Annotated in this window: 19 protein-coding genes and 1 pseudogene; 9 read left to right on the top strand and 11 right to left on the bottom strand. The window is 65.5% G+C overall.

Translation table 11 applies throughout. The annotated features are described in order from the left end of the window. The first annotated feature begins 94 nt into the window (after nucleotides 1–94). Together AB3X98_RS36515 and AB3X98_RS36510 are read left to right on the top strand one after the other, a co-directional pair. On the top strand, nucleotides 95–697 hold the full coding sequence (locus AB3X98_RS36515) for a nitroreductase family protein (protein ID WP_069268276.1): 603 nt from the start codon (nucleotides 95–97) through the stop codon (nucleotides 695–697). Between the two features lie 190 nt (nucleotides 698–887). After that, nucleotides 888–2,147 carry an Hsp70 family protein gene (locus tag AB3X98_RS36510; protein ID WP_368606654.1) on the top strand — a complete coding sequence of 420 codons (1,260 nt, stop codon included), beginning with the start codon at nucleotides 888–890 and terminating at the stop codon, nucleotides 2,145–2,147. 157 nt (nucleotides 2,148–2,304) lie between these two features. On the opposite strand, the gene AB3X98_RS36505 is transcribed toward AB3X98_RS36510, so the two are convergent. Further along, nucleotides 2,305–2,508, bottom strand: a complete 204-nt coding sequence (locus AB3X98_RS36505; protein WP_027797379.1) for a cold-shock protein — start codon at nucleotides 2,506–2,508, stop codon at nucleotides 2,305–2,307. Between the two features lie 433 nt (nucleotides 2,509–2,941). On the opposite strand from AB3X98_RS36505, the gene AB3X98_RS36500 reads away from it, so the two are divergent. Next, nucleotides 2,942–4,537 carry an APC family permease gene (locus tag AB3X98_RS36500; RefSeq protein ID WP_342949864.1) on the top strand — a complete coding sequence of 532 codons (1,596 nt, stop codon included), beginning with the start codon at nucleotides 2,942–2,944 and terminating at the stop codon, nucleotides 4,535–4,537. A 107-nt stretch (nucleotides 4,538–4,644) separates the two neighbouring features. Here AB3X98_RS36500 and AB3X98_RS36495 read toward each other — a convergent pair whose 3' ends face one another. The 7 genes and pseudogenes from AB3X98_RS36495 to AB3X98_RS36465 form a co-directional block, all read right to left on the bottom strand. Continuing rightward, nucleotides 4,645–5,442: a class III extradiol ring-cleavage dioxygenase gene (locus AB3X98_RS36495; RefSeq protein WP_342949865.1), complete on the bottom strand. Its 798-nt coding sequence runs from the start codon at nucleotides 5,440–5,442 to the stop codon at nucleotides 4,645–4,647. 150 nt (nucleotides 5,443–5,592) lie between these two features. Further along, nucleotides 5,593–6,216, bottom strand: coding sequence for a UbiX family flavin prenyltransferase (locus AB3X98_RS36490; protein WP_368606801.1), 624 nt, complete (start codon nucleotides 6,214–6,216; stop codon nucleotides 5,593–5,595). A gap of 138 nt (nucleotides 6,217–6,354) precedes the next feature. Continuing rightward, on the bottom strand, nucleotides 6,355–6,666 hold the full coding sequence (grxD, locus tag AB3X98_RS36485; RefSeq protein WP_028214777.1) for a Grx4 family monothiol glutaredoxin: 312 nt from the start codon (nucleotides 6,664–6,666) through the stop codon (nucleotides 6,355–6,357). 111 nt (nucleotides 6,667–6,777) lie between these two features. Continuing rightward, nucleotides 6,778–7,620, bottom strand: a complete 843-nt coding sequence (gene prmC, locus AB3X98_RS36480) for a peptide chain release factor N(5)-glutamine methyltransferase (RefSeq protein WP_368606802.1) — start codon at nucleotides 7,618–7,620, stop codon at nucleotides 6,778–6,780. A gap of 13 nt (nucleotides 7,621–7,633) precedes the next feature. After that, entirely contained in the window at nucleotides 7,634–8,716 is a 1,083-nt protein-coding gene (gene prfA / locus AB3X98_RS36475) for a peptide chain release factor 1 (protein ID WP_069269184.1), read from the bottom strand. A gap of 228 nt (nucleotides 8,717–8,944) precedes the next feature. Continuing rightward, nucleotides 8,945–10,210: pseudogene (gene hemA / locus AB3X98_RS36470) on the bottom strand (glutamyl-tRNA reductase); the annotation flags it as partial. A 27-nt stretch (nucleotides 10,211–10,237) separates the two neighbouring features. After that, nucleotides 10,238–10,984, bottom strand: a complete 747-nt coding sequence (locus AB3X98_RS36465; protein ID WP_368606803.1) for a response regulator transcription factor — start codon at nucleotides 10,982–10,984, stop codon at nucleotides 10,238–10,240. A 195-nt stretch (nucleotides 10,985–11,179) separates the two neighbouring features. Between AB3X98_RS36465 and AB3X98_RS36460 the strand changes: the two genes are divergently transcribed. The 3 genes from AB3X98_RS36460 to AB3X98_RS36450 all read left to right on the top strand — a co-directional run bounded on the left by AB3X98_RS36460 (nucleotide 11,180) and on the right by AB3X98_RS36450 (nucleotide 14,031). Beyond that, nucleotides 11,180–11,437, top strand: a complete 258-nt coding sequence (locus AB3X98_RS36460) for a hypothetical protein (RefSeq protein ID WP_069269182.1) — start codon at nucleotides 11,180–11,182, stop codon at nucleotides 11,435–11,437. A gap of 79 nt (nucleotides 11,438–11,516) precedes the next feature. Further along, a complete protein-coding gene (locus tag AB3X98_RS36455) occupies nucleotides 11,517–13,331 on the top strand; it encodes an aminopeptidase P family protein (protein ID WP_069269181.1) in 1,815 nt (604 codons plus the stop codon). A gap of 76 nt (nucleotides 13,332–13,407) precedes the next feature. Further along, the gene (locus AB3X98_RS36450) at nucleotides 13,408–14,031 is read left to right on the top strand and encodes an HAD family hydrolase (RefSeq protein WP_069269180.1); all 624 of its coding nucleotides are present in this window, start codon (nucleotides 13,408–13,410) and stop codon (nucleotides 14,029–14,031) included. A gap of 37 nt (nucleotides 14,032–14,068) precedes the next feature. On the opposite strand, the gene AB3X98_RS36445 is transcribed toward AB3X98_RS36450, so the two are convergent. From AB3X98_RS36445 to ychF, 3 genes are all read right to left on the bottom strand, one after another. Continuing rightward, a complete protein-coding gene (locus tag AB3X98_RS36445) occupies nucleotides 14,069–15,223 on the bottom strand; it encodes a DUF748 domain-containing protein (protein WP_069269179.1) in 1,155 nt (384 codons plus the stop codon). A gap of 153 nt (nucleotides 15,224–15,376) precedes the next feature. Then, nucleotides 15,377–17,041 carry an energy-dependent translational throttle protein EttA gene (gene ettA, locus AB3X98_RS36440; RefSeq protein WP_368606804.1) on the bottom strand — a complete coding sequence of 555 codons (1,665 nt, stop codon included), beginning with the start codon at nucleotides 17,039–17,041 and terminating at the stop codon, nucleotides 15,377–15,379. Nucleotides 17,042–17,079: 38 nt separating this feature from the next. Beyond that, a complete protein-coding gene (gene ychF / locus AB3X98_RS36435) occupies nucleotides 17,080–18,174 on the bottom strand; it encodes a redox-regulated ATPase YchF (RefSeq protein ID WP_368606805.1) in 1,095 nt (364 codons plus the stop codon). A gap of 281 nt (nucleotides 18,175–18,455) precedes the next feature. Here ychF and AB3X98_RS36430 point away from each other — a divergent pair, with 281 nt between their 5' ends. From AB3X98_RS36430 to AB3X98_RS36420, 3 genes are all read left to right on the top strand, one after another. Then, nucleotides 18,456–19,628: a UbiH/UbiF family hydroxylase gene (locus tag AB3X98_RS36430; protein ID WP_368606806.1), complete on the top strand. Its 1,173-nt coding sequence runs from the start codon at nucleotides 18,456–18,458 to the stop codon at nucleotides 19,626–19,628. Between the two features lie 164 nt (nucleotides 19,629–19,792). Next, a complete protein-coding gene (locus tag AB3X98_RS36425) occupies nucleotides 19,793–20,524 on the top strand; it encodes a DsbC family protein (protein ID WP_069269176.1) in 732 nt (243 codons plus the stop codon). A 135-nt stretch (nucleotides 20,525–20,659) separates the two neighbouring features. Further along, complete coding sequence (locus tag AB3X98_RS36420; RefSeq protein ID WP_368606807.1) at nucleotides 20,660–22,450, top strand: M61 family metallopeptidase; 1,791 nt, start codon at nucleotides 20,660–20,662, stop codon at nucleotides 22,448–22,450. Nucleotides 22,451–22,640: the final 190 nt, after the last annotated feature.

Here is a 22,640-nt window from a genome sequence, read left to right as displayed (position 1 = left end):
AGCGTCGCCTGTTGCGTTTGAGCGGATTTCACGCGCTGCGGTTATTCTAATGACCCCCGGGCAAGCCGCCCGTCACCCCAAGGACACACAAGGCATGACGAAGCACAAACCCGCACCGACAGCCGTGCCCATTCACGAACTCATCGCCGGCCGCTGGAGCCCGCGCGCCTATTCGAGCGAGCCGGTGAGCCGCGAGGCGCTGCACGCGGTGATCGAGGCGGCGCGCTGGGCGCCCTCGGGCTACAACCTGCAGCCGTGGCGCTTTATCGTGTTCGACCGCAGCGCCGACGAAGTCGCGTTCAAGCGCGCATTCGCGACGCTCGTGCCGTTCAACCAGCAGTGGAACGCGCCGGCGTCGGTGCTGATCGCGGTGACGGCACACACGCTCAACGCGAAGGGCGAAGTCAATCGCACGGCGCAATACGATGCGGGCGCCGCAGCCATGTCGCTCGTGCTCCAGGCGCATGCGCTGGGTCTCGCGGCGCACCAGATGAGCGGTTTCGACGTGCAGGCGTTCCGCACGGAATTCGCGCTGCCCAACGACGTGGAGCCGCTCTCGATCATTTCGATCGGCCACTACGGCGAAGCCGAGAAGCTGGAGCCTGTCCTGCGCGACCGTGAAAAGGCGGAACGTACGCGCTCGGCGATGGGCGACATCGCCTACGCGAACGCCTGGAAGCAGCCGTTCAAGGGCTGAGCCGGGAGAAACCCCGCGCTTATGAGAGGTTGCGAGCTTTAGCGAAAACGCGCGGCATGGCCCGCGCGTTTTTTCTTGCGGGGTCGCATCGTGGGCCCGCGGTTGCCCCGCGCGGCGCTTTCGTGCTACAAAGCCGATCCCCCCGACCTTTCCTCTCTTGCGCGCGCATTCGCTGCGGCGCGCTCTTGCCATGACCAGCTTCTGCGCGATTGACTTCGGAACCTCCAATTCGGCGGTGGCGCTCCCGGCAGCGGCCGACGGCGCAATGCGCCTCGCGCCCGTGGAAGGCGCACACACCACGTTGCCCACGGCGGTGTTCTTCAACGTCGACGAACACACGCGCGAATTCGGCCGTGCGGCGCTCGCGTCCTATATCGACGGCTTCGACGGCCGGCTGATGCGCTCGATGAAAAGCATCCTCGGCTCGCCGCTCGCCGAGAGCACGACCGACCTCGGCGACGGCAGCGCGATGCGCTATACCGAGATCATCACGATCTTTCTGGAGCACCTGAAACGCAGCGCCGAACGTTGCTCGGGCACGCCGATCTCGCGCGCGGTGCTCGGCCGTCCGGTGTTCTTCGTCGATGAAGACCCGCGCGCCGATCAGCTCGCCCAGGACCAGCTCGAAGCCGCGGCGCGCCGGGTGGGCTTTCGCGAGATCGAGTTCCAGTACGAGCCGATCGCGGCGGCGTTCGACTACGAGTCGCGTCTCGCGCAAGAGGGGCTCGTGCTCGTCGCCGACATTGGCGGCGGCACGTCGGACTTCTCGCTCGTGCGCGTGGGGCCCGATCGCATGACGCGGCTCGAACGCAAAGACGACGTACTCGCGCACCACGGCGTGCACGTGGCGGGCACCGACTTCGACCGCCGCGTCGAACTCGCGACCATCCTGCGCGAACTGGGCTACCAGTCGCTCGACCCCGAAGGCCGCGAGGTGCCGAACCGCATCTATTTCGATCTGGCGACGTGGCATCTCATCAACACGATCTACACACCGAGGCGGGCGACCGAGCTGAAGCTCATGCGCCACCTGTACACCGATACGCGCCATCACGACCGGCTGATGCGGGTGGTCGACGAACGTCTGGGTCACGCGCTCACGGCGCGCGCGGAGGAGGCGAAGATCGGCGTTTCGGCCGGCGGGGAGACGATGATCGACCTCGAGGCTGTAGAGGCAGACTTGCGTCTGGCGTTCGGCGACACGCAACTCGTCGAGGCGGGGCGCGAGGAGACGCGGCGTATCGTGCAAGCCGCGCGCGAAACGGTGCAGGCAGCGGGGGTCGCGCCGGCTCAGGTGAGTGCGCTTTACTTCACGGGCGGCTCGACCGGCCTCGCGTTCCTGACGCAGGCGCTGGCCGAGGCGTTTCCGCAGTCACAGGCCGTGTTCGGCGATCGTCTCGCCAGCGTGGCGACGGGTCTCGGCATTCACGCGCAGCGCCTTTTCGGCTAAACGCACCAGGCGCCTAAACCTCGCGCTAGAGCGCCAGGCAAGAAAAAACCCCACCTTCCGGAAGAAGCATGGGGTTTTTCGGTAAGCTTGCTAGCGAGGAACTGCGCAGAAGTTGCGTTCAGATCCTAAAGCCGTAGCAGACCGATGAGCGCAGTACTTAGACCGGCTTGATGTTGGCAGCTTGCTTGCCCTTCGGGCCCGTGCGCACTTCGAATTGAACCTTTTGGTTCTCTTGCAGCGTCTTGAAGCCGTCAACCTTGATTTCCGAGAAGTGCGCGAACAGGTCTTCGCCGCCGCCGTCCGGAGTGATAAAGCCAAAGCCCTTAGCGTCATTGAACCACTTGACGGTACCGGTTTCCATATTACTTTCCTAAAAATGAATGAAGGCCGAAGCCCGAGAGGTGCACGAAAATCAAGGAAGGGGTATGGGACCAGCCGGAGTACCGTTGATGGGCGAACTACGAAAGACCAATTCACACTCGCCGCTTGAAATCCTGCCCGAACTTTATACGGCTAAATGGCAGGAAGGTCAACTAGGTCCCCGGGAAAGTTCGTATTTTTTTGCCACAGGGTCGAAACGAACCCTTACAAAGCTTGATAAGCAAATGACTTTTTTGTATTAGGCCGTCGTTTTCGACGCCCTTCCATGGTGCAACCGGTTAAACTACGCGCCGCGCAGAAGTTGCGCCTACAGGCGCAATCTTTTGTGCGGAGGTACGACAACCGCAGCAAACCCGCCCGCACAACAGACGGGATAAACGCGGTGTCGAGCTGCTCTCGAAACAGGAGAAGACGTGAAAAGTTCTATTCAACGGAACATCGGCCCGTTCGCGCTGATGTTCACCGGCCTCGGGTCGATCATCGGTTCGGGCTGGCTGTTCGGCGCGTGGAAGGCGGCGAAAATTGCAGGTCCGGCGGCGGTTTGCGCCTGGATCATCGGCGCCGTGGTCATTCTGGCCATCGCGCTCACCTACGCCGAACTCGGTGCGATGTTCCCGGAGTCGGGCGGTATGGTCCGCTACGCCCGCTACTCGCACGGCGCACTGGTGGGCTTCATCAGCGCGTGGGCGAACTGGATCGCCATTGTCTCGGTGATCCCGATCGAAGCCGAAGCCTCGATCCAGTACATGAGCACCTGGCCCTATGCCTGGGCGCACGCGCTCTTCGTCGACGGGTCGTTGACGCATTCAGGGCTCGGGCTCTCCGCGATTCTCGTGATCATCTACTTCATGCTCAACTATTGGGGCGTGAAACTGTTCGCGCGTGCCAACAGCGCGATCACGATCTTCAAGTTCATCATCCCGGGTCTGACGATCATCGGCCTGATGGCGGGAAGCTTTCACCAGGAAAACTTCGGCCAGACGACCTCGTTCGCCCCGTATGGCTGGTCGGCGGTGTTCACGGCGGTTGCCACGAGCGGCATCGTGTTCGCGTTCAACGGCTTCCAGAGCCCGATCAACCTCGCGGGTGAAGCGCGCAATCCGGCGAAGAGCGTGCCGTTCGCAGTGATCGGCTCGATTCTCTGCGCGCTCGTGATCTACGTGCTGCTGCAGGTCGCCTATATCGGCGCGGTCAATCCGGCCGACGTCGCGAAGGGCTGGAACACGTTCAACTTCAAGTCGCCGTTCGCGGAACTCGCGATCGCGCTGAACCTGAACTGGCTCGCGATCCTGCTCTACGTCGACGCGTTCGTGAGCCCGAGCGGCACCGGTACGACCTACATGGCGACGACCTCGCGCATGATCTACGCGATGGAGCGCAACAACACGATGCCGAAGATGTTCGGCAACGTGCACCCGTTCTACGGCGTGCCGCGCAACGCGATGTGGTTCAACCTGCTCGTGTCGTTCATCTTCATGTTCTTCTTCCGCGGCTGGAGTTCGCTCGCGGCGGTGATCTCGGTGGCAACGGTGATTTCGTACCTCACGGGTCCGATCAGCCTGATGGCGCTCAAGCGCGCCGCCACGGACATCGAGCGCCCGCTCTCCGTGCCGTTCATGAAAGTGATCGCGCCGTTCGCATTCGTCTGCGCATCGATGATCCTGTACTGGGCGAAGTGGCCGCTGACCGGCGAAATCATTCTGCTGATGGTCGTCGCGCTGCCGGTGTACTTCTACTTCCAGAGCAAGCAGGGTTTTGACGGCTGGGGCCAGGATCTGAAGGCCGCATGGTGGCTGTGCGCGTACCTGCCGATCATGGCGCTGCTCTCGCTCGTCGGCAGCAAGCAGTTCGGCGGCGCCGGTCTGCTTCCGTACGGCTGGGACATGCTGGTCGTCGCGCTGGTCTCGCTCGTGTTCTATTACTGGGGCGTGAATTCGGGCTATCGCTCGCCGTACCTCGCGGAACGCCAGGAGCACGACGAAGTCCTCGAGGGCATCGGCGCGCACTAAGCATCATCTAAACGTCGCGCAATACAAAAAGCCCGCCTGAAGCGATTCAGGCGGGCTTTTTTGCTTTTGGAGCGCAAGCGGAGCCGGCGTGGCGGCTCGCGGCGGCCTTATTGCACGGCGGCGCTGCCGAATACGTAGTTCGTCATCGCGAGCGCGCGCTGGTATGTGCCAAGCGACTGCACGCCGAGCGTGTAGTCGTCGTCGGCGGCGCCAAGTGCCGCGAAGACGGGCAGCAGGTGCTCGTCGGTCGGGTGCATGAGCACCGCGTGCGGGGCGCGCTGGCGGTAATCGAGCAACGCGTCGATGTCGCGCGCGGCGAGGTGATTTTCGAACCATTGCGTGAACTCGGCCACGCGCGGATCGGCGTCTTCCGGCCGCGCCGAGAAGTCCGCCTCGCGCAGGTTGTGGGTGATCTGGCCCGAGCCGATCACCATCACGCCTTCGTCGCGCAGCGAGCGCAGCGCACGGCCAAGCGAGAAGTGATGGGCGGCGTCGGCGCGCGGCTGAATCGAAAGCTGGGCGACGGGCACGTTCGCGTCGGGGAACATCAGCAGCATGGGCACCCACGCGCCATGGTCGAGGCCGTGCGCTTCCTCGTCGACAGGCACGCCTTGATCGCGCAGCAGCGCCGCTGCGCGCTGCGCCATCTCGGGCGCTCCGGGCGCCGGGTACTGGATCTCGTAGAGCGCGCGCGGAAAGCCGTAGAAGTCGTGGATCGTCTCAGGCTGCGTGGCGGTGCTGACCACGGGGCGCATCGTGCCCCAATGGGCCGAGAGCATGAGCACCGACTGCGGACGCGGCAAATGCTCCGATAGCACGGTGAAGCCGCCAGAAGGCAGCGACGGGTCGATCGGCAGCGTAGGAGCGCCGTGCGAGAGGAAGAGGGTAGGCGTGCGGGTGGTCATGATCGCGGGTTGACCGCGCCAAGGCGGTCCGAAAGTATCGTATTGCGATCAATATAAGACCGTACCGTCGCGAATTAAACCGGGGGAAAGGGAATTGATTGTGTCGCCGGTATTGATAATCGGCGCACTGCGCAAATGTGCGCCCGGCACTTATTCGTCGGTGCCGCGCAGCCCCGGCCAGGCGGGCGAGAGCGCGGGCCCGAGTGCGAACAGATCGAGCACGCGCGCGACCGTGTGATCGATCATCTCGTCGATCGAAGCCGGCTGGTTGTAGAAGGCCGGCAACGGCGGGAAGATCACGCCGCCCATTTCGGTCACGGCCGTCATGTTGCGCAGATGCGCGAGGTTGAACGGCGTTTCGCGCACGAGCAGCACGAGACGGCGGCGTTCCTTCAGCGTGACGTCGGCGGCGCGCGCGATCAGGTTGTCTGAGAGACCGTGGGCGACGCTCGCGAGCGTCTTCATCGAGCAGGGCGCGACGATCATGCCGTCGGTCGCGAACGAGCCCGACGCGATGGTCGCGCCGACGTCGCGCACGGAATGCACGACATCGGCGCGTGCGTGCAGATCGTCCTTGCTGAGTTGCAGTTCGTGCTGGATGTTGAGCCAGCCTGCCGCCGAAACGAGCAGATGCGTTTCGACGCCGCCGAGCCGTCGCAGCATGTCGAGCGTGCGCACGCCGTAGATCGCGCCCGTGGCCCCCGTGATCGCGACGATCAGCCGGCGTTGCGGCAGTTGTGCGATAGCGGACGAGGCAGGGGCGGCGGTATTCACGTCAGGCGGGAGTCGAAGCGAAGGCGAAGCGGGTTCGAGGCGAAGGCGCCTCGTGAAAAAGTGCCGGCGTTGCACACCGGGCGCTCGGGACGGAACAGGCGCAACGTCGTGCGCCCGATGCCGCCCCGTGTCTGGCGCTTACGCCGCGGCGAAAAGCTGCTGCAGCTCGCCGTTCTGGTACATCTCCATCATGATGTCCGAGCCGCCGATGAACTCACCCTTCACGTAGAGTTGCGGGATGGTCGGCCAGTTCGAGAATTCCTTGATGCCCTGGCGGACTTCGTCGTCCTCGAGCACGTTGACGGTCTTGAACTGATCGACGCCGCAGGCTTTCAGGATCTGCACCGCGCGACCGGAGAAGCCGCACATCGGGAACTGCGCGTTGCCCTTCATGAAGAGGACGACGGCGTTTTCGTCGACGATCTGCTTGATGCGTTGTTGGGTGTCCATGACTGACCTTGCGATTGAATTGATGCTGAATACGTTGGAATGCAGGATGAAATGATAGCGGATTTCGCCCGTACAAGCCCGGCGTCGCCGGGAGCGTGCCTGGTCGGGCGGCTACGGTAGACGGCCCCCGCTGATGCGCTCGATGCCGGCCAGATCGCGCTCGGAGCGCACGTCCTTGAAACCGGCGTCTTCCAGCAACGCCCGAACGGCGGCCGCCTGGTCGTAGCCGTGCTCCATCCAGAGCACGCCGCCCGGCGCGAGCCGGGCAGGTGCGCCCGCGACGATCGCGCGCAGGGCGGTGAGGCCGTCGGCTTCGTCGGTGAGCGCGCCGCGCGGCTCGAAGCGCAGGTCGCCTCGTTCCAGATGGGGATCGCCGCTCGCGATATACGGTGGATTGCTCACGATCGCGTCGAATCGCAGTGCCGCATCGAGCGTGTCGTACCAGCTGCCCGGCACGAACGCGAGCGGGCCGCCGGGACGCTGGGCGTCGAGTAGCTTCGCGGCGTTGCGCGCCGCCACCTCGAGCGCGGCCGCCGAACGATCGACGGCCCAGACACGCGCATCGGGGCGTGACGAGGCGAGCGCCACGGCAATCGCGCCGCTGCCGGTGCCGAGGTCGAGCACGCGCGGCAGAGCAATGCCTTCGAGCGCCGCGAGCGCCGTTTCCACGAGCAGCTCGGTATCGGGGCGCGGAATCAGCACGTCGGGCGTTACGTCGAAGTCGAGGCCGTAGAACTCGCGCGCCCCCACGAGCTGCGCGATCGGCTCGCCTTGTACGCGGCGCGCTTCTAGCGCGCTGTACGCGTCCACGCGGGCCGCGTCGAGCGCCTGATCGCCGCGCGTGATGAGTTCCGTGCGGCGCCAGCCGAGTACGTGCATCAGCAGAATGCGCGCTTCTAGCGCGGGCAGCGGCGTGGCGCGCAGCAACGCCTCGGCGGTAACGGCTTCGCTCATGTCTCTTGCGCGCTCAATCCGCGTCGCCGAGCGACGCGAGCTGCTCTGCCTGATGCTCGGAGACGAGCGCGCCGATCAGTTCGTCGAGGTCGCCGTCCATGATCGCTTCGAGGCGATAGAGCGTGAGATTGATGCGGTGATCGGTGAGCCGCCCCTGCGGGAAGTTGTAGGTGCGGATGCGCTCCGAGCGGTCGCCCGAGCCTACGAGGCTCTTGCGCGTCGCCGCTTCCTTGGCGTGCTGCTCCTGGTACTGCTTGTCCTTGATGCGCGCGGCGAGGACCTTGAGCGCGCGGTCCTTGTTCTTGTGCTGCGAGCGGTCGTCCTGGCACTCCACGACGATGCCGGTCGGAAGGTGCGTCACGCGCACGGCCGAATCGGTCTTGTTGATGTGCTGGCCGCCCGCGCCCGAGGCACGGAAGGTGTCGATGCGCAGGTCGGCGGGATTGATCTCGACTTCGCCGATTTCGTCGGCTTCCGGCATCACCGCGACCGTACAGGCCGACGTGTGGATGCGGCCCTGCGTTTCGGTGGCGGGCACGCGTTGCACGCGGTGGCCGCCCGACTCGAACTTGAGCTTCGAGTACGCCGCCTCGCCCGCAATGCGCACGATCACTTCCTTGTAGCCGCCCAGATCCGACTCGCTCGCCGACATCATCTCGATCTGCCAGCGGTTGCGCTCCGCGTAGCGCAGGTACATGCGCAGCAGGTCGCCCGCGAACAGGGCCGACTCGTCGCCGCCCGTGCCCGCGCGGATTTCGAGGAACACGTTGCGGTCGTCGTTGGGGTCCTTCGGCAGCAGCATCATCTGCAATTCGTGCTGGAGTTGCGCCATGCGCTCGCGCGACGCTTTCACCTCTTCTTCGGCGAAGTCGCGCATCGAGGCGTCGGAGAGCAGATCCTTCGCCGCGGCCTCGTCGTCTTTGGCCTGACGCCACTGTCCGTAGTGTTCGACCACGGGCCCCAGTTCCGAGTGCTCGCGTGTGAGCTTGCGGTACTGATCGCGGTTCGAGGTCACGTCGGGACGGCTCAACAGGTCGTTCAGCTCGGCCAGGCGCGTAGTCAGCTGGTCGAGCTTCGATTGCATGCTCGTTTTCATCGGGCGGTGCGGAGCGGGCTCCGGATAGGACTGCGAGAGAGAAGAGGCGGGCGCGCGGCCCGGTCGTGCAGGGCACGCATGGCGCGCGCCCGACCGCGAACGTCGCTAACGGTCCGAACTACCGGAGGAATCGGACGAATTGGACGAATCAGAAGAGCCGGCGGAGCGCGGCGAGGCGCCGACCTCCGCCGCGGGCTGCGGGACGTCGTCTGTCCGGGCCGGCTGGCCGTGGCGGTAAAAGCCGCCCATCAGCTCGATGAGCGAATCGCGCTGATCGCCGCTCGACGTGTTGAGCGCGTGCGTCGGACCGTGGATCAGCTTGTTGGTGAGCGCCTGCGACAGCGCTTCGAGCACGGCCGACGGATCGTCGCCGCGCGCAAGCATCTTGCGGGCGCGTTCGAGCTCGGCGCGACGCAGCGCGTCGGCCTGGGTGTGCATGTGGCGGATGACCGGCACGATGCTGCGCGAGTCGAGCCACTGCATGAAGTTCGCCACGCGCGACTCGATGATGGTCTCGGCCTGCGCGACAGCAGCCTGGCGCGAGGCATTGCCTTCGCGCACGATCGTGCCGAGATCGTCGACGGTATAGAGGAAGACGTCTTCGAGCTGGGCGACTTCGGGCTCGATGTCGCGGGGCACCGCGAGGTCGACCATGAAAATGGGGCGGTGACGGCGCGCCTTCACGGCACGCTCCACTGCGCCGAGTCCGATGATGGGCAGCGTGGACGCCGTGCACGAGACGATGATGTCGAACTCGTGCATGCGTGCTGGCAGATCGGAGAGCGGAATGGAACGGCCGCCGAAGCGCTCCGCAACATAGCGCCCGCGCTCGGCGGTACGGTTTGCGATCACGAGTTCGCGCGGCTGCTGCGCGGCGAAGTGCGCGGCGCACAGCTCGATCATCTCGCCCGCGCCGATGAAGAGCACGCGCTGGTTGGCGATCTTGTCGAAGATACGCTGCGCGAGGCGTACGGCGGCGGCGGCCATCGACACCGACTGCGCGCCGATTTCGGTCGTGCTGCGCACTTCCTTCGCCACGGCGAAGGTGCGCTGGAACAACTGGTTCAAATAGGTGCCGAGCGCGCCGGCCTCGGTCGCGGTGCGTACCGCGGTCTTCATCTGGCCGACGATCTGCGTCTCGCCCAGCACCATCGAATCGAGCCCCGAAGCCACCCGGAATGCATGACGTACCGCTTCGGACTGCGGCAGCGTATAGACGTGCGGCGCAAGTTCCTCTTCGCGGATGCCATGGTACTGGGAGAGCCAGCTCACGGCCTGGTCGCGCGAGCCGTGCGCGTCGGTCGCGCAGTAGAGCTCGGTGCGGTTGCAGGTGGAGAGAATGGCGGCTTCCGGCGCGCTCAGCGAACGCTTCCCGGACCACGCTTCCTTGAACAGGGCGAGTGCGGGCTTGATCTGTTCGAGCGGAAACGCCACGCGTTCGCGCAAGGCGACGGGCGCGGTGTGGTGATTGATTCCGATCGTTAGAAGCTGCATACAATGGGGGCGAGATTTAGGCGGATATTATAACTTTTCCTCGCTTCCGACATTCGCGCCGACAGAGTTCGACACTCCGGTAGGTGATAGGGGGAGCCTTTCGAGCTGGTAGCCATAGCCGTACAAAGTGGTCAAACGCCAGCCGTGCTCGGGCCCGAGCTGCAATTTGCTGCGCAGTCGGGAGGCGTGCGTGTCGAGCGTGCGCGACCGAACGTCGCGGTTCAGATTCCAGACGGTTTCGAGAATGCGCGCCCGCGAAACGGGGCGCGATGCATTGGTGAAGAGCAGCAGCGCGAAACGGTATTCCTTGGGCGTGAGCGTGACGGTGTGACCCCGAAACGACACCTCGTAGCGCCCGGAATCGAAAAGATAGTCGCCAAAGCCGTGGCGGGCGCGGTTGCGCGGCCGGCGCACGCCGGCGCGGCGCAGGAGCGCGTCGATGCGCGCGAGCATTTCAGGGCCGCGCACCGGCTTGGCGATGCAGTCATCCGCGCCGGCCTGCAAACTCGCGACGATTTCGCTTTCATGCGGCGCGAGCATCAGCGCGATCGCGGGCAAACCCGGCAGCAGCTTGCGCGCCTGGGGGATGAGGTCGTCTGCGCCGGCGTCGCCGCACCACCATGCTGTGATCAGCAGATCGAAGGTTTCCTGTTCGAGAGTTTCGAAGAGTTGTGCGCCAAGCGGGAAGTGGTGGCACGCGTGCCCGCCCGCAATGAGCAGGCGGATGAGGGTTTCGGCCTGACGGGTGTCCGGTTCGACGAGGGCGATTCGCATACGAGAGAGTGCGGCTAGGGCGGCCCGGACGCGCTTGCCTTGCGCAATCCCGCCCCCTACACTCAACCGCTACGCGGGACGCGCCGAGCCGACCGTTTTCCAGTTTCAATAGAGTCTAATCAGGCTATAAATGCTAGCTCTCGTGCTTCGGCGGTCCTATCGGACTTATCCGAAAACCTATAGGACAAGTCCTTAATGGGCTGGCCCGGTATCGTTATTCTTGGTCTGGCGGTGGGCTGTGCGGGGTGGTGGCTCCATCCCTTGCGCCGCGCCGCACGTCACGGACTCGCGCTGGCGGCTGTGGCCGGCGCGCTCGGCGCGGCGCTCGCGAACGCGGCGGGCAGTGCGACCGGCCTTTTCTACGATGGCGAATTGCTCCAGTGGCCGCTTTGCACGGCGCTCGCGCTCGTTTTCGTGGGCGTGTGCGTAGCATTGCGCGCCCGGCGCAGCTAGTCGCGCGCAGCCGGTCCTCAAACGCGCCGCCTTTGGCTAGATTCCCATCTTCCGCTTCGAATTCTTCGCAGGTGAAAACATGAACGCCCGACTCCCCGAAACCTCCTCGATTCCCGAACGCATTGCCGCCCTGCGCGCCGCGATGACGCGCGCGGGCGTCGATGCCGCCCTCGTGCCCTCCGCCGATCCCCATCTGTCCGAATACCTGCCGCGCCGCTGGCAGGGGCGCGAGTGGCTGTCGGGCTTCACCGGCTCGGTGGGCACGCTCGTGGTGACGAAGGACTTCGCGGGCGTCTGGGTGGACAGCCGCTACTGGGTGCAGGCCGAGCAGCAACTGGCCGGCACCGGCATCGAGCTCATGAAGATGATGGGCGGCCAGCAGAGCGCGCCCCACATCGACTGGCTCGCGCAGAACGTGAGTGCGGGCGGCGCGGTCGCCGTCGATGGCGCGGTGCTCGGGGTCGCCTCGGCGCGCGCGCTGGCCGAGGCACTCAACGCGCGTGACGTCGCGCTGCGCACGGACCTCGATCTGCTCGACGATGTCTGGCAAGGCCGCCCGTCGCTGCCGCTCGAGCCCGTGTACGAGCACGTCGCGCCGCACGCCGACACGAGCCGCGCCGGCAAGCTCGATCAGGTGCGCCGCGCGATGCAGGAGAAGGGCGCGCAGTGGCACTTCATCTCGACGCTCGACGACCTCGCCTGGCTCTTCAACCTGCGCGGCGCGGACGTGAACTACAACCCGGTGTTCGTCGCGCACGCGCTGATCGGGCCGGACGACGCGACGCTCTTCGTCGCCGACGGCAAGGTGAGCGAGGCGCTCGTGCAGTCGCTCGCGAAAGACAAGGTGCGCGTCGCGCCGTATGCCGAAGCCGCCGCCGCGCTCGCGGCGCTGCCCGCGAAGGCCGCGCTGCTCGTCGATCCGCGCCGCGTGACGTATGGCTTGCTGCAGGCGGTGTCGTCGGCGGTGAAGCTCGTGGAATCGGTCAATCCGAGCACGTTCTTCAAGTCGCGCAAGACCGCCGCCGAAGCCGACCACGTGCGCGCGACCATGGAGCACGACGGTGCGGCGCTTGCCGAGTTCTTCGCGTGGTTCGAGGCGGCGCTTGGCCACGAGCGAATCACCGAGCTGACCATCGACGAAAAGCTTTCCGCCGCGCGTGCGCGCCGCGCGGGCTTCAAGTCGCTCTCGTTCGCGACCATTGCGGGCTTCAACGCGAACGGCGCGATGCCGCACTATCGCGCCACGCCCGAGTCGCACAGCGTGATCGAAGGCGATGGCCTGCTGCTCATCGACTCGGGGGGCCAGTACCTCGACGGCACCACCGACATCACGCGCGTCGTGCCCGTGGGCTCGCCGAGTGCGGAGCAAAAGCGCGATTTCACGCTCGTGCTCAAGGGCATGATGGCGCTCTCGCGCGCGAAGTTCCCGCGCGGCATTCGTTCGCCGATGCTCGACGCGATTGCGCGCGCGCCGATCTGGGAAGCGGGCGCGGACTACGGCCACGGCACGGGCCACGGCGTGGGCTACTTCCTGAACGTGCACGAAGGTCCGCAGGTCATTTCGCACTACGCGCCGGCCGAGCCCTGGACCGCGATGGAAGAAGGCATGATCACCTCGGTCGAGCCGGGCATCTACCGGCCGGGCAAATGGGGCGTGCGTATCGAGAATCTCGTGCTCAACCAGCGCGCCGAAACTACCGGGTTCGGCGAGTTCCTGAGCTTCGAGACGCTTACGCTCTGCCCGATCGACACGCGATGCATCGATCTCGCGCTCCTGCGTGCGGACGAGCGCGAGTGGCTCAATGCGTATCACCAGACGGTGCGCGTGCGCGTGGCGCCGCACGTGAGCGGCGATGCGCTCGCGTGGCTCGAAAAGCGCACGCAGCCGATCTGATTTCCCTGTCATCCCGACAACGATCAGATAACGATCGGATAACGATCGGATAACGATCAAGTGGAGCGAGAAGCGCATGACGATCAAGGCCGTGGTGTTCGATTTCGGCGGGGTGCTCGTGGACTGGAGTCCCGAGTATCTCTATCGCAAGCTGATTCCCAACGACGACGAGCGCCGCTGGTTTCTCACGCACGTCTGCAAGATGGACTGGGTGGTCCGCCAGGACGGCGGCGAGCCCATTGCCGTGGGCACGGAGGAACTGGTCGCGGCGTTTCCCGAGCATGAAGCGCTCATTCGCGCGTTCTACGAGCGCTGGCACGAGATGATCGGCGGCTTGCTCGCCGGCGGCGTCGCGACGTTCGAGCGCCTCGAGGCTGCGGGCATGCCGATCTTCGGTCTCACGAACTGGTCGGCCGAGACGTTTCCGTGGGCGTGGGAGCGTTTTGGCATCCTGCGGCGCTGCCGCGATATCGTCGTATCGGGCCACGTGAAGCTCGTGAAGCCCGATCCGGCGATCTTCCACGAGATGTTCCGCCGCATCGAGGCACAGTTGCCGGGCGTGAAGCCCGAGGAACTCGTTTTCATCGACGACAACGCGCACAACGCCGCGGCGGCCACGGCGCTCGGCTGGCACGGCGTGCACCATACGAGCAACGCCACCACCGACGCGAAGCTGCGCGAACTCGGCTTGCCGGTCTAAGCAGCTCATCCAGGCAGGCTAAAGCCGGCGTCCCGCGCTATTTCGAAGCGGGCGCCGGCACCGGCTGCAGCAGACTGCGCAGCGCGTCAGCGATACCCTTTGCGGTTTGCCCGGCGCCCTTCGCCACCCCTTCCGCGCTCACCCCGAGCGCCTGCGCAAACCCTGCGCGCAACTCCGTCATCAGGTTTTCGTTCAGCTTGAATTTAGGGTCGCGCAGGTTGCCGTCGAGCACGAAATGCAGCGTGATTTCCCCCTTGTGTGCCTTCAATGCGGCCACGGCGGCGCGCGTCGGGATCGACAGGAAGGTGTCCACCGCGTCGCCGCTATCCGAGAGTTGCAGGTTGTGCAGCGTGACGATGCCCGGCGCGTGCAGGTGATAGCCGCGCACGGTCGAGTTGAGATCGAGGTCGAGTGTACCGCCCGTCACATTGGCCTTCGCGCCGGCCTTTTTAAGCAGATAGGGATCGATCGTGCGCACATCCACGCCACGCAGCGTCGTGCGGAGTTGCGAGTCCTTGTTCGCGATTTGCATCCAGCCGTCGAAAGTGACGCGTCCTGTGTGCGCCGGGCCGACGACATTGCCCACGACCGAAACGCGGGTGGGCTCCGTAAGCGCCGGCAACTGGACATTGTCGACGCTCGCCTGCGCGCGGTTCACGGTGACGCGCCACGGCGGATTGCTCACCGAACGGTCGTAGAAGTCGAATGTGCCGTTCTCGAAGCCGATATGGTCGATGACCTTTTGCTGCGGCAGGCTGCTTTCGCCCTGCGCGCCGTTCGAGGGCGTGGCGCTTTGCGCCATCGCTTCGCGCAGATTCGGCAGGATCAGGATCGAACCGCTTTCCCGGCGCAGCACCGTCATCGTGAAATCGCTCACCGTGACGTCGCGAATATGCACGCGGTGCGAGATCAGCGCGCGCAAGTCGGGCGTGATGGTGATGCGGGCGGCGCGCAGCGTGTCGGCAGTCGGCCAGTTCGGGGGCGGCTTCAGGCGCACGTCGGTGAGCTCGACGGATGAGAGATTGAACGCCACGTTCACGCTCGCGGCCGTGCCGACGGGCGCGAGCGCGCGCTCCACGTACGCCTTTGCCTCGCGCTGCAGCGCGTAGAGCGTGCCCAGCGCCGCGAGCACGAGCAGCGCGACGACGATCGCCACGATAAGGACAACACGGTTGCGCAGCGGCGTCGCCATACGGAATTCCTCGCGGGAGCTGGGCATGATCAAGCCCCAAGTGAGCCTAAGCGTAGCGGCTTTCGAGCAACCGCCATGCCGTGTGTGCTTGAACCTGCCAGAACGACAACGGCGGCCCGCGGGCCGCCGTTGTTTGCTATCGATCGCGCCTGCTTAGCGGCTGATCGGCTTGTAGCGCAGACGCTTCGGACGTGCGGCTTCTTCACCGAGGCGCTTGATCTTGTCGGCCTCGTACTCCTGGTAGTTGCCGTCGAAGAACGTGACCTGCGAGTCGCCTTCGAACGCGAGGATGTGCGTGGCGATACGGTCGAGGAACCAGCGATCGTGCGAAATCACCATCACCGAGCCCGCGAATTCGAGCAGGGCGTCTTCGAGCGCGCGCAGCGTTTCGACGTCCAGATCGTTCGACGGTTCGTCGAGCAGCAGGACGTTGCCGCCCGAGATCAGCGTCTTGGCCAGGTGCAGACGGCCGCGCTCACCACCCGAGAGGTTGCCGACGATCTTCTGCTGATCGCCGCCCTTGAAGTTGAAGCGGCCGATGTACGCGCGCGACGGCGTTTCGTACTTGCCCACCGTGAGCACGTCCGCGCCGCCCGAGATTTCCTCGAACACGGTCTTGTTGGCGGCCAGCGCGTCGCGGGTCTGATCGACGTAGGCGAGCTTGACGGTCGGGCCTTGCACGATTTCGCCCGAATCCGGCTGCTCCTTGCCCGTGAGCATGCGGAACAGCGTCGATTTACCGGCGCCGTTCGGCCCGATGATGCCGACGATCGCGCCCGCGGGAATCTTGAAGCTCAGGTTGTCGATGAGCAGACGGTCGCCATAAGACTTGCTGACGTTCTTGAACTCGATGACTTCGTTGCCCAGACGCTCGCCCGCCGGAATGAAGATTTCCTGCGTTTCGTTGCGCTTCTGGTATTCCGAGCTCGACAGTTCCTCGAAACGCGCGATACGCGCCTTCGACTTCGCCTGGCGGCCCTTCGGGTTCTGGCGCACCCACTCCAGCTCCTTCTTGATCGCCTTCTGGCGCGCCGATTCCGACGCTTCTTCCTGCTTCAGGCGCTCTTCCTTCTGGTCGAGCCAGCTGGAGTAGTTGCCCTTCCAGGGAATGCCGTGGCCGCGGTCGAGTTCGAGAATCCACTCGGCGGCGTTGTCGAGGAAGTAGCGGTCGTGGGTCACGGCGACCACGGTGCCCGGGAAGCGCGTGAGGAACTGTTCGAGCCACTCGACCGATTCGGCGTCGAGGTGGTTGGTCGGCTCGTCGAGCAGCAGCATGTCGGGCTTTTCGAGCAGCAGCTTGCACAGCGCGACGCGGCGCTTTTCACCGCCCGAGAGGTTGCCGATCTTCGCGTCCCAGGCCGGCAGGCGCAGCGCGTCGGCGGCGATTTCGATCTGCTGTTCCGCGCTGCCGTCGGTCGTCGCGAGGATCGCTTCGTACTTCGCCTGCTCGGCGGCCAGCGCGTCGAAGTCGGCGTCCGGTTCGGCGTAGGCGGCATAGATCTCGTCGAGCTTCTTCTGCGCGTTGAACACGTCGCCCAGACCTTCCTCGACCGCTTCGCGCACGGTCTTTTCCGGATCGAGCTGCGGTTCCTGCGGCAGGTAGCCGATGTTCAGGTTGGGCATCGGCGTGGCTTCGCCTTCGATGTCCTTGTCGACGCCGGCCATGATCTTGATGAGCGTGGACTTGCCCGAGCCGTTCAGGCCGAGCAGACCGATCTTGGCGCCGGGGAAGAACGACAGCGAGATGTCCTTCAGGATCTGGCGCTTGGGCGGCACGATCTTGCCGACCCGGTTCATGGTGAAGACGTATTGGGCCATGAGAGTGTCTTTTGGAAACGGGTAGAAAAAGGTGTCGCTTATACGTTGAACAGGAAGTTCATTACGTCGCCGTCGTGCACGACATATTCCTTGCCTTCGGCGCGCATCTTGCCGGCTTCCTTCGCGCCGGTTTCGCCCTTGTACTGGACGTAGTCGTCGAACGCGATGGTCTGCGCGCGGATGAAGCCGCGCTCGAAGTCGGTGTGGATCACGCCCGCGGCTTGCGGGGCCGTATCGCCGACATGGATCGTCCACGCGCGCACTTCCTTCACGCCCGCCGTAAAGTAGGTCTGCAGGCCGAGCAGCTTGAAGCCCGCGCGGATCACGCGGTCGAGGCCCGGCTCTTCCATGCCCATATCGGCGAGGAACGCGATCTTGTCTTCGTCTTCGAGGTCGGCGATTTCCGCTTCGATCGCGGCGCACACGGCCACGACCGGCGAATTCTCGCCTTCGGCGTACTTGCGCACGGCTTCCAGATGCGGGTTGTTCTCGAACCCGTCTTCCTTCACGTTCGCGACGTACATGGTCTTCTTCGCGGTGATGAGGCAGAAGGGCTTGATCAGCGCCTGCTCGTCGTCGCTCAGTGCGAGCCCGCGCACGGGCTTTGCCTGATCGAGTTGCGCGCGCACCTTTTCGAGCACGGCCACGAGCTTCGCGGCTTCCTTGTCGTTGCCCGATTTCGCGGCCTTCGAGTAGCGCGTGAGCGCCTTCTCGACGGTGGCGAGGTCGGCGAGCGCCAGTTCGGTGTTGATGACTTCGATGTCGGCGAGCGGATCGATCTTGCCCGCCACGTGGATCACGTTTTCATCTTCGAAGCAGCGCACGACGTGCGTGATCGCATCGGTTTCGCGGATGTTCGCGAGGAACTGGTTGCCGAGGCCTTCGCCCTTGCTCGCGCCCGCGACCAGACCCGCGATGTCGACGAATTCGACCACGGCCGGCACGACGCGCTCGGGCTTGACGATTTCGGCGAGCGCCTTCAGGCGCTGATCCGGCACTTCTACCACGCCGACGTTGGGCTCGATCGTGCAGAACGGATAGTTCTCGGCCGCGATGCCCGCCTTGGTCAGCGCGTTGAAGAGGGTGGACTTGCCGACGTTAGGCAAGCCGACGATGCCGCATTGGAGGCTCATGTAAATCTCTGCATGTCAGGGTGGTGACGTGTGGCTCGCCGCGCGCGAAGGCCCGGGGCCGGGCGTCTCGCGAAAGCGGAAGCGGCGGGCGGGGCGGCGCAGGTGGCACGTCGGGGGACGTGACGGGGAGTCACGAAAACCGTAATTGTAACCTCGTCCGGGTGAGGGTTAGCCGCGGGTGTCGCCGCGCTGGCGGGCCGTCTTCCCGCAACGTCTTGCTGCGCCGCAACACCGCGCCCGTCCCGCCCGGCCACACAAGCGCCCGCGGCTATAATGCGCGCATGACTGCAAGCAACCAGACCTTTGATGTCGCCGTGATCGGCGGCGGCCTCGTCGGCAAGTCGGCGGCGCTCGCGCTGACCCAGAGCGGCCTGCGCGTGGCGCTGCTCGCGCAGCCGTGCGCGCCGCTGCCTGCGGGAGCCGTGTTCGACGCGCGCGTGTATGCCTTTTCGCGCAGTTCGCAGGGGCTGTTCGAGCGGCTGCGGGTCTGGCAGGCCGCCGACGCCGCGCGCCTCACGCCCGTCTACGACATGCGCGTGTTCGGCGACGCCGCGGCGGAGTTGCACTTCTCGGCATATCAGGCCTCGGTTGCGCAGCTCGCCTGGATTGCCGAGTCGTCGATCGTCGAGCGTGCGCTCGACGCCGCGCTGCACTTCCAGCCCAATCTCGCGTGGATCGACACGCGTGCGCAGACGCTCGACGTGAAACCCGACGCGGCCGTGATCGGCCTCGCCAATGGCCGCACGATCGAAGCCGACCTCGCGATCGGCGCGGACGGTGCGCATTCGTGGGTGCGCGCGCAGATCGGCTCGACGGTCGAGCGGCGCGATTACCGGCAAACCGGCGTGGTCGCCAACTTCCGCGCGGAAAAGCCACACGGCGAAACGGCGTACCAGTGGTTCCGCGAGGGTGAGATCGTCGCCTTGCTGCCGCTGCCCGATCGGCACGTATCGCTCGTCTGGTCGGCGCAGACCGAACATGCCGAAGAACTCCTCAAGCTCGAACCGGCGCAGCTTGCCGCCGAAGTCGAGCGCGTCTCGCAAAGCCAGCTGGGCGCGCTCGAATGCGTCACGCCCGCGCGCGGTTTTCCGCTGTCTCTGCAAACCGTCGACCGGCTCGTGGCGCCGCGCGTCGCCCTGGTCGGCGACGCCGCGCATCTGATTCACCCGCTGGCGGGCCAGGGCGTGAACCTCGGTTTGCGCGACGTCGCCGCGCTCGTCGACGTGGTCACGAAGAAGGAGGCATTTCGCGATCTCGGCGACATCGTGCTGCTGCGCCGCTACGAACGCGGCCGCCGTGAGGACATCCAGAAGCTCGTCGTGGCCACCGACGGCCTGCAGCGGCTTTTCTCGTTCCCGGGCACGCTCGCGCGCGCGGTGCGCAATACGGGCATGGCATTCGTGGGGGCGCAGCCGTTGCTCAAGCGCTGGCTCGTGGCCTCGGCGCTCGGCTAGTATCGACGGGCTCGCCTGCGCAAGCAGGCATTTCGGTTGCTCGAAGCCAGTGCGGCTTAGAATGGACATATTGGCCGCGCCCGCAGCACATGCCGCCCCGGCCGTTCAACGGAACTCTGCGCGCGTCGCCCCTGCGCGGCGCGCCTGAATCAGGAATGCATCCCATGCAAACGCGTATTCGATTTGCCGCGCTCGTGATCGCGGTAGCCACCTCGGCGCTCGGCTGCTCGGCCCAGGCCGACCAGACCACCGACAAGATCAAGTCGGCGCTGCAGACGCGTCTCGGCATCGACGCCAGCGACATCAAGGGCATCACCAAGGCGCCCATGCCGGGCCTTTACGAGATCAACCTCGGCACGCAGATCGTCTATAGCGACGCCAGCGGCGATTACGTGCTCACCGGTGAACTCATCGACACCAAGGCGCACCGCAATCTCACCGAGGCGCGCCTGAACGAAATCAACAAGGTCGATTTCTCGAAGCTGCCGCTCGAGAACGCGGTCAAGGTCGTGAAGGGCGACGGCAAGCGCAAGATGGCCGTGTTCTCCGACCCGAACTGCCCGTACTGCCATCAGCTCGAAAGCACGCTCAGGTCCGTCGACAACGTGACGGTCTACACCTTCCTGTATCCGGTGCTCTCGCCGGATTCGACGGCGAAGGCCAAGCAGATCTGGTGCTCGGCCGACCGTGGCAAGGCGTGGGAATCGTGGATGGTCGACCGCAAGGCGCCCACGGCAGCCGGCACGTGCGACACGGCCGCCATCGACAGCAATCTCGCGCTCGGCCAGAAGATGAACGTGACCGGCACGCCCACCGTGATCCTCGCGGACGGCACGCGCCTGCCGGGCGCCGTCAGCGCCGACCGGCTCGAGCGCGGTCTGAACGGCGCGCACTGACGCCTCGCCTGAACCCGCCGGCCGCTTTCGCGGCCGGTACTTTTTTGCCCGGCGCTTTTTGTCCGTTTTTGTCTGCCGGGCATACTGAATTTGCACTGCAGCGTCTGCTGACCGAATCTCTCACCGATCCCGCCGATGAAGCCGATCCGATACACCATCGTCCCGAAGAATCCCGCCGCGCATCTGTTCGAGGTGACGCTCACCGTGGAAGACCCCGCGCCGGACGGCCAATGCTTCATGCTGCCCGTGTGGATTCCGGGCAGCTACATGGTGCGGGAGTTCGCGCGCAACATCGTCACGCTGCGCGCCTTCAACGACGCGGGCCGCAAGGTGCGCGTGACGAAGACCGACAAGCATTCGTGGCAGGCCGCGCCCGTGAAGGGCGCGCTCACGCTGCGCTACGAGGTCTACGCGTGGGACCTGTCCGTGCGCGCGGCGCATCTCGACGACACGGTGGGCTTCTTCAACGGCACGAGCGTGTTTCTCGCGGCGCTCGGCCATGAGGAGGCGCAGCACGCCGTCGATATTCAGCGTCCGGACGGGCACGCCTACCGCCACTGGCGCGTGGGCACGGCGCTCACGGAAGCGCGCGGCACCAAGCGTTACGGCTTCGGCGAGTACACGGCCACGAATTACGACGAGCTGATCGATCATCCGGTCACGCTCGGCGAGTTCACGCTCGCGAGCTTCAAGGCGCACGGCGTGCCGCACGACATCGTGATCGCGGGCCGTGTGGTCGCGCTCGACATCGAGCGTCTCGCCGCCGACCTCAAGAAGATCTGCGAGGCGCAGATCGCGCTGTTCGAGCCGCGCACGAAGCGCGCGCCGATGGAGCGCTACGTGTTCATGACGCAGGCCGTGAGCGACGGTTACGGCGGCCTCGAGCATCGCGCCTCGACGGCGCTCATCTGCAATCGCACCGACCTGCCGGTGAAGGGCAAGCCCGAGACGTCGGACGGCTATCGCACCTACCTCGGCCTGTGCAGCCATGAATATTTCCACACGTGGAACGTGAAGCGCATCAAGCCTGCGGCGTTCGTGCCGTACGACCTCACGCGCGAGGACTACACGTCGCTGCTGTGGCTGTTCGAGGGCTTCACGTCGTACTACGACGACCTCATGCTCGTGCGTAGCGGCCTCATTTCCGCAGACGAATACTTCGGCCTGCTCGGCAAGACGATCGCCGGCGTGCTGCGCGGGGCGGGGCGACTGAAGCAGAGCGTCGCGGAAAGCTCGTTCGACGCGTGGGTGAAGTATTACCGCCAGGACGAGAACGCGTCGAATGCGATCGTGAGCTACTACACCAAGGGTTCGCTCGTGGCGCTGTCGTTCGATCTCGCGATTCGCGCGCAGACGAACGGCCGCAAATCGCTCGACGACGTCATGCGCCTCTTGTGGCAGCGCTATGGGCGCGACTTCTATCGCGGCAAGCCGGTGGGCGTGGGCGAAGACGATGTCGAGGCGCTGATCGCCGAGGCGACCGGCGTGGAACTGGGCGCGCTCTTTAGCGACGCCGTGCGCGGCACGCGCGACCTGCCGCTCGCGGCGCTGTTCGAACCGTTCGGCGTGACGCTCGAAGGGGAGCCCGAACGCGGCGCGAAACCGTCGCTCGGCGCGCGGCTGCGTGGCGGCGCCGAAGCGACGCTTGCCGTCGTCTACGAAGGCGGCGCGGCCCAGAAGGCGGGGCTTTCGGCTGGCGACGCGCTCGTAGCGCTCGACGGCCTGCGTGTGACGGGTTCGAATCTCGACGCGCTGCTCTCGCGCTACCAGCCGGGCACGAAGGTCGACATCCACGCGTTCCGCCGCGACGAGCTTCGCGTGGCGCGTCTGACCCTCGATGCGCCCGAGGTCGCGCGCTACAAGCTCGCCGCCTCGGACAAGCGTGCGCCCGCGCGCGCATTGCGCGAGCGCTGGCTGGCGGCGTAAGCCGCTGGGACAGGGTGCGGCGGCACGCGGCGCCATAAGCGGCGTGGGTAACGGATCCCACGCCGTTTTTTCATGCCCGCGATTGTTCTATCGTTGCAACAATCCGTCATCGGCGGACTACTTTTTCGGAGCGCGGTAAAAAAACACAATGCCTTCACTCGCGCAACGTTGCGCAACTGAGACCCGAAGG

Origin of the sequence: Paraburkholderia sp. BR14312 (assembly GCF_040948675.1) — a bacterium.
Taxonomy (GTDB): domain Bacteria; phylum Pseudomonadota; class Gammaproteobacteria; order Burkholderiales; family Burkholderiaceae; genus Paraburkholderia; species Paraburkholderia nodosa_A.
Note: the sequence above shows the minus strand (reverse complement) of the source record. Positions and strands in the feature narration are given on the sequence as shown.